The 9650-nt window shown below is 55.7% G+C and carries 7 protein-coding genes; 2 read left to right on the forward strand and 5 right to left on the reverse strand.

Annotated elements, in window-relative coordinates; translation table 11 throughout:
* Positions 1-396: 396 nt before the first annotated feature.
* Positions 397-2583 (reverse strand): OsmC domain/YcaO domain-containing protein, encoded by a 2187-nt coding sequence (locus ON072_RS20500; RefSeq protein ID WP_025010787.1) that lies wholly within the window; start codon positions 2581-2583, stop codon positions 397-399.
* A gap of 402 nt (positions 2584-2985) precedes the next feature.
* Between ON072_RS20500 and hmpA the strand changes: the two genes are divergently transcribed.
* Positions 2986-4176: an NO-inducible flavohemoprotein gene (hmpA, locus tag ON072_RS20505; protein ID WP_071237280.1), complete on the forward strand. Its 1191-nt coding sequence runs from the start codon at positions 2986-2988 to the stop codon at positions 4174-4176.
* Positions 4177-4197: 21 nt separating this feature from the next.
* On the opposite strand, the gene ON072_RS20510 is transcribed toward hmpA, so the two are convergent.
* The 3 genes from ON072_RS20510 to ON072_RS20520 all read right to left on the reverse strand — a co-directional run bounded on the left by ON072_RS20510 (position 4198) and on the right by ON072_RS20520 (position 6559).
* Positions 4198-5109 carry a cation diffusion facilitator family transporter gene (locus ON072_RS20510; protein WP_144191620.1) on the reverse strand — a complete coding sequence of 304 codons (912 nt, stop codon included), beginning with the start codon at positions 5107-5109 and terminating at the stop codon, positions 4198-4200.
* Between the two features lie 41 nt (positions 5110-5150).
* The gene (locus ON072_RS20515; protein WP_208222949.1) at positions 5151-5555 is read right to left on the reverse strand and encodes a hypothetical protein; all 405 of its coding nucleotides are present in this window, start codon (positions 5553-5555) and stop codon (positions 5151-5153) included.
* 140 nt (positions 5556-5695) lie between these two features.
* Positions 5696-6559, reverse strand: coding sequence for a DJ-1/PfpI family protein (locus tag ON072_RS20520; protein ID WP_261753324.1), 864 nt, complete (start codon positions 6557-6559; stop codon positions 5696-5698).
* Between the two features lie 222 nt (positions 6560-6781).
* Between ON072_RS20520 and ON072_RS20525 the strand changes: the two genes are divergently transcribed.
* Positions 6782-7753 carry a GlxA family transcriptional regulator gene (locus ON072_RS20525; RefSeq protein WP_208148644.1) on the forward strand — a complete coding sequence of 324 codons (972 nt, stop codon included), beginning with the start codon at positions 6782-6784 and terminating at the stop codon, positions 7751-7753.
* Positions 7754-7861: 108 nt separating this feature from the next.
* Here ON072_RS20525 and ON072_RS20530 read toward each other — a convergent pair whose 3' ends face one another.
* Positions 7862-9460: an AbgT family transporter gene (locus tag ON072_RS20530; protein WP_109248101.1), complete on the reverse strand. Its 1599-nt coding sequence runs from the start codon at positions 9458-9460 to the stop codon at positions 7862-7864.
* Positions 9461-9650 lie beyond the last annotated feature (190 nt).

Genomic DNA, 9650 nt, shown 5'->3' on the forward strand with positions numbered 1-9650 from the left:
GTTTGGAAAGGGGGCGAGTCGATACAGCCCCCTTTCCTCGGGTGTGGGGCGAAGCCCCACGACTTGAGGCCGCTGGCACAGCGGCTATCATGGCTTTAAGCCAAAACTCACCAATAAACTTGGTCTTAGCTGCTCGCAAAATTGCAGCCAATCACCTGCGGTGTGCTCTCGCACAGGCGATCCTGTGACTCGCTGCGAGTACATCCTTGTAAGCTCTGCCTCGCCATCCCTGGCTCGGAAGGTCACAGTCCCGCCTGTGCCTGGAATTAGGCGTATATCTGCAGCTGAATACGACACTTTGGGATGAAGAATTGCACCGACTCCCCCTCGGGGTCGCCGAAAGCCATTGTTGCAAATAAGGATTATCAAGGGGCACACACGCCCCTTGAACTTAAACTACTTCTTGGTGGCCAGCTTAGCCCTTGCAGCATGCAGCTTCTTATAGCTTTCGATCAGCCGCTGATGTTTTTCCAGGCCTTCGAGCTGCATATTGGTTGGGGTCAGGCCGTAGAAGCGCACTGTGCCATTGACCGAACCAATGGCGGCATCCAGGGTTTCCTGGCCGAACATGCGTCCTAAGTTGTACCGGTAGTCATCCAGCTCGAGTTCATCGTCCAGGCTGATCTCCAACACCGCCTGCAAGCATTGATAGAAGAGGCCGCGAGCGACGGTATTGTTGTTGTACTGCAGGAAGGTTTCGGTCAGCTCCAGCGCTTCTTCCAGTTCACCTATGGCCAGACAGATCAGCAGTCTAAGTTCGAGTATCGTCAGTTGGCCCCAGACGGTGTTTTCATCAAACTCTATGCCTATCAGGGTGATGATATCCGTGTAGATATCCAATTGGCTGTCTTCGAGGCGCTCGGACAGGCTTTGCAGTTGGCTGTCGCTGAGGCGATGCAGGTTAAGAATATCTTCTCGGTAGTCCAGCGCCTTGTTGGTGTTGTCCCAAATCAGATCCGATACCGGATACACCTCGGAGAAGTCTGGCACCAGGATCCGGCAGGCGTTGCCTATCTCGGTAAACTCGGCGATGTAGACCTCTTTGCCCATCTCTTCAAGAATCCCGAACAGGCTCTGGCTCTCTTCGGCGTTGCTGCCGGAGAAGTCCCATTCGACAAACTCATAGTCCGGCTTGCTACTGAAGAAGCGCCAGGAGATCACCCCGCTGGAATCGATAAAGTGTTCAACAAAGTTCTCCGGCTCCTGCACCGCCATGCTGTTGAAAGTAGGCTTTTGCACATCGTTTAGGCCCTCGAAACTGCGGCCCTGCAGCAGTTCAGTGAGGCTGCGCTCCAGCGCCACCTCAAAACTGGGGTGAGCGCCAAAGGAAGCAAACACGCCGCCGGTGCGGGGGTTCATCAGGGTCACACACATGACGGGGAACTGGCCACCGAGGGAGGCATCCTTGATCACCAGCGGAAAGCCCTGCGCCTCCAGCGCCTCTATGCCGGCCACTATCGAAGGATACTTGGCCAGCACGGCTTTCGGCACCTCAGGCAGAACCAGCTCCTCTTCTATGATGCGGCGCTTCACCGCCCGCTCGAAAATCTCGGACAGACACTGCACCTTGGCCTCATCCAGGTTGTTACCTGCGCTCATGCCGTTACTGAGATACAGGTTTTCAATCAGGTTGGAGGGGAAATACACAGTCTCGCCATCGGACTGACGCACATAAGGAATGGCGCAGATGCCGCGCTCGACATTGCCCGAGTTGGTGTCGATAAGGTTGGAGCCGCAGAGCTCACCATCCGGGTTGTAGATTTCCAGGCAATAGTCATCGAGGATCCCGGGTGGCAGCTCATCGTTGGGGCCGGGCTGGAACCACTTCTCATTGGGATAGTGAACAAATTCGGCGTTGGCGATCTCAGGGCCGAAATACTGGTCGTTGTAGAAGAAGTTGCAGCTGAGACGCTCGATAAACTCGCCCAGAGCCGAGCAGAGCGCGCTCTCTTTGGTTGCGCCCTTGCCGTTGGTAAAACACTTGGGCGAAGCGGCGTCACGGATATGCAGCGACCAGACGTTGGGCACCAGGTTACGCCAGGAGGAGATCTCTATCTTCATCCCCAGTTCGGCCAAGGTGTTGGTCATGTTGGCTATGGTCTGCTCCAGCGGCAGATCCTTACCCAGAATAAAGGTGCTGTGGCTGTCATCCGGCTTAAGCATCAGCATCGCCTGGGCGTCCTGATCCAGGTTATCCACGGTTTCCAACTGGAACTCGGGGCCGGTCTGAACCACTTTCTTCACAGTGCAGCGGTCGATGGAACGCAGTATGCCTTCACGGTCTTTGTCAGAGATGGTGTCCGGCAGTTCCACCTGAATCTTGAAGATCTGGTTATAACGGTTTTCCGGGTCGACTATGTTGTTTTGCGACAGGCGAATGCCTTCGGTAGGAATATCGCGGGCGACACAGTACACCTTCACAAAATAGGCGGCGCACAGCGCTGATGAAGCCAGAAAGTAGTCGAACGGGCTCGGTGCCGAGCCATCGCCCTTGTAGCGGATTGGCTGGTCGGCAATAACACTGAAGTCATCAAACTTGGCTTCGAGTCTGAGGTTGTCGAGAAAATTTACTTTGATTTCCATTGGATAGTTCCGAGTTCCGGCGGGGTTTCCCGCTCGCCCGATGACACTCGCCGCAGCGGTAAAACCGGCGACCGGCTGTGATCTGGGTCAAATTGAGCAAAATTGGGGGAATTATCCGCTTTTTAGCGGCAAAAGTCATTGTTGGCCAAGACTGTTGACCACTGAAGGCAACTTGGCACCGGCAGCAGAGAAACGAAACAAAGAAGCAAACCAGAGATGCGAACAAGCCAGAATCAGGATCCATATACGATAAAACATAGACATGCATCACACACACGAGTGTTTTTGCAAACCATGCTGAATACCTGACAGATCCAGTCAGGATTTTTATTGATCCAAATCAAATGCATGTTTATTTTATCGCGGAACATATAACTTAAATGAATCTTTGAGGTTGTCTTTATGTTGGATCAACACACTATCCAAGTGGTCAAGAGTACTATTCCCCTGCTGGTTGCCGCCGGCCCAGCGCTGACCAAACACTTCTATCAGCGCATGTTCCACCACAATCCTGAATTGAAAGATGTGTTCAACCTGGCTCATCAGCATAAGGGCGATCAGCCTGTAGCCTTGTTCAATGCCGTCGCCGCCTATGCCCAACATATCGACAATCTGGCCGTTCTCGGTGAAGCCGTGGAAAGAATTGCCCAGAAACACACAGGCTTTCTGATCAAACCCGAGCAATACGCCATAGTCGGCAAGCATCTGCTAGCCACTCTGGAAGAACTCGGTGGCGATGCCGTCACGCCAGAGGTACTGGGCGCCTGGGAGAAGGCTTATGGGGTGTTGGCCAATATCTTTATTGGCCGCGAAGCACAGATTTATGCCGATGCCGCAGGCAAACAAGGAGGTTGGAGCGGCACCCGCACCTTTGTTGTCAGCAACAAACGCCGCGAGTCTGCCGCCATTACCTCCTTCGAACTCACGCCCAAGGATGGCGGCCCTGTGGCCGATTTTAAGCCGGGGCAATACCTGAACCTCAAACTCAGCCATCCGGCGCTGGCCCATACCGAGATCCGCCAATACTCATTGTCGGATGCCCCCAACGGCCGCAACTATCGCATCAGCGTTAAACGTGAAAACGAAGGATTGGTTTCCAACCTGCTGCATAATGAATTCGATATTGGCAGCGAGCTTGAGCTGATCCCGCCGGCGGGGGATTTTTTCCTGAATACTGAGCCTGACACCCGGGTTGTGCTGCTATCTGCCGGAGTTGGCCTGACGCCTATGCTGAGCATGTTAAACAGCCGCCTGCAGCAAGACTGCGCCGAGACACTATGGCTGCATGCCTGTGAAAATGGCGCCCAGCATGCTTTTACCGAAGAGATACGCCGCAAACAGGCCGAGCAGACAAATCTCAAGGCACTGACCTGGTATCGCCAGCCGCTTGAGACTGATATTCAGGGACAGGATTATGACCTGAATGGCACCATGGTGCTGGAACCGATAGCGGCCATGCTGCCATCCGAGGGCCAATTCTACTGCTGTGGCCCCATAGGCTTTATGCAGAGCATCAAGGCGCAGTTGCTGGCTCTGGGTATTGAGGAAGCGCAGATCCACTACGAAGTGTTCGGCCCCCATCAAGGGCTCTGATGCAGCCATACGGGCGCCGCTTCAGGCGCCCTGTTGCAGTAAGCCCTCTTCTTCGGGCTGCTCTTCCAGCGGCTCCACATGGATAAACACCGCCGCATGGGGAATGGCAGCCATCAAGGCCTGCTCGATACGGTCACAGATGGCATGGGAATGGCCAACGCTCATCTCCTTGGGCAAGGTCAGATGGAAGTCAATATGACGCCGCCGGCCCGCCTGACGGCCGCGCAAGTCGTGAAAGCCCCCTTCGCTGGGACAGTGGTACGCGATTATCTCGGCGGCCTGGTTCAGCTCCTCTTCGCTGATGCTGTGATCCAGCAGCGGCTTGAAGGCCTGATCCAGCATGCTTATCGCTTCTTTGAGAATAAACAGTGCCACCCCTATGGCCACTATGGGATCCAGCAGCGCCAGATTATGGCCAAAATAACCACCCACCCAGATGAGCAGCAGCCCCACGGCTACCCCGAGCGAGGTGAGCACATCGGCCTTAAGGTGCAGGGCATCGGCCTCAAGCGCCACCGATTGCTCTTCCCTGGCCACCCGGTAGAGATAGGCACTGACGCCTGTGTTAACCAGCGCCGACAACAGCATCACTAATACCCCCCAGCCCAGGCCTTCCACCTCTGAGGGGCTGAGCAACTTGCCGACAGCCTCGAAAATAATCCAGCCGGCCGCCGCCAAAATCAACAGCGCCTCAATAACCCCGGAAACATTCTCTATCTTGTCGTGGCCGTAGGGATGATCCCAGTCAGGCGGCACATCGGCGCGGCGCACGGCAAACAGGGCGATCAAGGCCGCCACCAAATCCATGGCGGAGTGAATCGCTTCTGAAATGATACTGACCGAGCCACTGACAATACCCGCCGCCACCTTCATGATGATCAGCGAAATATTGGAGCAGACCGAGACCATGGCGGCTCTGGCTTTTCTGGACATCTATTGTTCTCCCTTAATACGGCTTGGGACTTGGACTATCGTCAGTCAAGGGTGATTACCTGGGCTCGTGCGTCCTCGCCCCGGTCAATCAACAGCAAAATCAGGCCAAACAAAACTTGTGTCGGCAATAGCAACACTAGCCAACTGCTCCACAGCAGGCTGTCGTCGACCCGAATGACAAACTTGAGTTGCAACGCCAGCAAAGCAAGCAGCCAGAGCGCAAAACAACGAAAACGGCAAAAGAAGCTGCCAAGGCCCATGAGCCACAGCAACCAAGTAGGCTCCGGCCACCAAGTGGCCCCCTCTGGAGTCAATTGCCCGGGCAGTTCGGCGCCGCTGAAATAGAGTTTACCGACCACGGCCGTGTCGCCTATCTCGGCGGCCAGGGTAAAACTCGTGGCCAACCAAGCCATTAGCAGCAACAGACGTGCAGAAGAAAAACGCATGCGGGCCCAACCAACAAACCAAAGGGCCCGATAGTGTATGACAATAGAAAAAGTTCAACAATAGCTTATAGTTAGAACAAAAACGGAACCATTTTCGTCCTCATTTACAACGCCTTGAAGCTAAATCTTAAAGGCCTGTCTCAGGGATGCTTGATCCCCAAGTTGCTTGCCAGGGCCTGCAGTTGGCTGCGGGAGTTGGGGGCAACCGCTTGCAGGTAATCCATATAACCACCGCGCACCGCTTCCAACAAGGCAGGAGAAGCAAGCTTGGGCGAACCACTGTTAAAAGGGGGGTGGGGATCATATTCAAGCACCAGCTGTTTGCCGCGGGCTGTCTGCTCATCTGTCAGCAGCGACAGCAGCAGCAAACCAAAATCGATCCCTGAAGTGACCCCGGCGCCTGTGACTCGATTGCGGTCGTGAACCACTCTATCGACTACAGGCTCGGCGCCAAAGTAGCGCAAGTCCTGCAACACGCCCCAATGAGAGGTGGCCTTATACCCCTTGAGCAAACCGGCGGCCCCGAGAATAAATGAGCCGGTACAGACGCTGGTGACCCAGTCTGCCTTGGCGCCGACCCGAGCCACCCAGTCAATCATTTCGGTGCGTTCCAGCTGTTTGTATGGATTACTGGTTCCCGGAACGCAGAGAATGTTTGTCTGCTCAATCTCGGCAAAGGTTGCGGTTGGCATTAACCCCAAACGCTTGTTGGCGCGGCTCTCGGCATAGACCACCTCCTTGTCGTACCAGACAAAGTCCACATCAAACTGCTCACCGGCGAGCACTTCAGCCGGCCCTATGAGATCCAGGGCCGTCATGCCCTCATACAGTACAAAGGCGATATGTGGCTTGCCGCTCGTGCTGGTTTTTGTGCCGGCGGGTAAAGAGTTTGCTGCCGGCCGTTGGCTTGAGGCGCCCGCGGCCAACGCTTGAGGTGCCACACCGCCCAGAGAGGCTGCGGCCAGCGTTCCCAGGCAGGATAAGGTAAAGTCTCGACGGTTCATAAACGCTCCTTTGAGTCAGAAAGTCCCGTTGAGATTAGTAACCTATTGCAGGCTGCAACAGCCGGTTACCGGCCAATTGCCGCAAGAGTCTGGCCAACTTGGGCAGGCTGTGATCCAGGCGGTCACTTTGGCCACAAGCCGCTGTACAGGGTTTTGAGCTTGAACTAGATTGCCTTGCACACATACGCTATTGGGCCGCCGGAATGGCGCCGGGCAGGAAACATGTCTTCAGCTCTTTCTCAACCTCAGCACAGGATTGTGATTCTGGTACTGAGGGATTTTGTGGCCTTCGATCTCGCCATTCCTTACCAGATGTTTCCTCTGGTTTCCCTGAGCGGCGGCCACAAACCTTACCAGGTAAGCTTTTGCGGCCCGGAGCAATCCATCTGCAGCGGCGCATTGAGCATCTCGGATATCGCCCCGCTTGAGCTGCTGAGTCAAGTGGATACTGTGATAATCCCCGGCATCCGCAATCCCCTGGCATTCAACGAGCCTGAGGTCCTTCAGGCGCTGCAGCAAGCCGCGAGGGCCGGAGTGCGACTGGCATCTATCTGCACCGGCGCCTGCGTATTGGCCGCCGCAGGCCTGTTGGATAACCTCAGGGCAACTACCCACTGGCAACTGACGCCCGAACTGGCCAAGCGTTATCCCAATATAGAGGTGGAAGAGGACATGCTGTTTGTCGACAACGGCCAGCTATTGACCTCGGCGGGATTGGCCGCGGGCCAGGATCTGTGTCTGCATATGATAGCCAGCGACTTTGGCGCCCAGGTCGCCGAGACCACGGCCGACTTCTTTGTGATGCCGCTCGAGCGTCAGGGTTGTCAGTCGCAAAGAATTCATCGCCAATGGCTGCCGCAGCAGCAACAGCTGGCCAATTTGCAACTCTGGTTGATGGACAATCTGCACCTGCCTTTGACCTTGGCACAACTGGCAGAAAGAGCCTGTTTAAGCCAGCGTAGCCTGAACCGTAAGTTCCGGGAGCAAACCGGACTGGCGCCTATGGCGTGGCTGGGGCAGGCGCGGATCCGCCGGGCGCAATCCTTGCTCGAGTCGAGCCATATGTCGGTGGAACTGATCGCCTCCAGCTGCGGTTTTGCCAGTGCCGCCGGTCTGCGAGACGCCTTCAAACGCGCCCTGGGGGTGAGCCCCAGCAACTGGCGCAAGACTTACTCTGGCTTTAGCCGTCCTTAAGCCGCGGCGCCGAATTGCCGAATAAAGCCAAAAGATTAAAAAAGGGGCTAGCGTATATCACCTAAGCCCCTTCCCACAACATCCTCAGTCATTCACTGTTACAGACCATCAGCCCGCCGGTGAATAGTAGGTAGCCGCACCTGGGCCAACCGGCAGCCCCAGGCCGAATACCCAGAGGAAGAAGAACAGGGTCCAACCGACGAAAAACACCAGCGTGTATGGCAACATGGTGGCCACCAGAGTACCTATCCCCAGGTCCTTCTTGTAGCGCGCGGCGACCGCCAGGATCAGGCCAAAGTAACTCATCATGGGCGTGATCAGGTTAGTCACTGAGTCACCTATTCGATAGGCCGCCTGAATGGTTTCCGGCGCATAACCCACCAACATCAACATGGGCACAAATATCGGCGCCGTCACTGCCCACTGGGCCGAGGCACTGCCGAGCATCAAGTTAATGAAGCCACACATCATGATAAACAGCAGGAAGACTATCGGCCCGGTCAGCCCCAGGGCGCTGAGAGCATCGGCGCCGGTCACCGCCAACACGGCGCCCAGATTGGTCCACTTGAAGAAGGCCACAAACTGCGAGGCGAAAAACACTAATACGATATACATGCCCATGGTGCTCATGCTGTGGGACATGGCGTTGATCACATCGGTATCTTTTTTCATGGTGCCCACCACCTTACCGTATACCAGCCCGGGAATGGCAAAGCAGATAAAGATAAACACCACGATTCCCTTGAGAAACGGCGAGCCGGCCACTTCCCCCGTCTCGGGGTGACGCAGTGGGCCCCACTCAGGTACCACGGTCAAGGCCAAGACTGCGCCGAGCAGCAGCGCCGCCAAACCAGCCATTTTCAGCCCCTTTTTCTCCAGTTCGGTGACGGTTTCCATCCGCTGATCTTCCAGATCGACACTGGCTTCAGAGACATCATAGCGACCGAGCTTGGGTTCAACGATTTTCTCTGTCACCAAGGCGCCGAGGAAAGAGATCACAAAGGTGGAGACAAACATGAAGTACCAGTTGACCTCGGGGCCCACAGTGTAGTCAGGGTCTATCATCTGCGCCGCCGCTTCGGTGATCCCGGATAACAGGGGATCCACGGTTCCCAGCAGGAGGTTGGCACTGTAGCCACCGGATACCCCGGCAAAGGCCGCCGCCAACCCCGCCAAGGGATGCCTGCCAAGAGAATGGAAGATCATCGCCGCCATGGGGATCAGCACTACATAACCCAGCTCGGCGGCGGTATTGGAGACGATTCCGGCAAAGACAATAGTCAGGGTAACCAGGCGCTTGGAGGCTCCCATCACCAGCGCCCGCATGCCGGCGGACAAGAGTCCTGAGCGTTCGGCAATCCCTACCCCGAGCAAGGCCACCAATACAGTGCCCAGCGGCGTAAAACCGGTAAAGTTGGTCACCAGGTTGGAGACTATCATCCGCAGCCCTTCGGCATTCATTAGACTGACCACATGGATCAGGCCATCGGCGCTGCGGCCACTGGCGCCTTCGGGACGAGGGTCCACCACTGTGACTTCAAAATAACCGGCAATGCCGGAGATCAGGATGACGGCTGCGCAAAACAACGCAAATAGTGTGATGGGATGTGGCAAAAGGTTGCCAAGGCGCTCCACCACATTGAGGAAGCGGATAAACCAGCCACTCTTGGCGGTTTCGAGCGGTTGCTGAGAATGATTGGACTGCATCTGATTTCCCTGTCTGCCGGCTCGGCTGCCGGTTCTATTTTCATGGCCGTAACATCTACGACAAGCGGCCGGCCATTTTGCCGTGACACTTTTAACTGAAACTTAACCTGGAAGAATGGCGGGAAATTAGAGGCAAAAAAAAGGTTCATCGCGGATCTCCGGGGAACGCCTCTCTGACTTTCAGAAAGAA

It is taken from the genome of Shewanella sp. K8 (assembly GCF_028823715.1).
GTDB lineage: Bacteria > Pseudomonadota > Gammaproteobacteria > Enterobacterales > Shewanellaceae > Shewanella > Shewanella algae.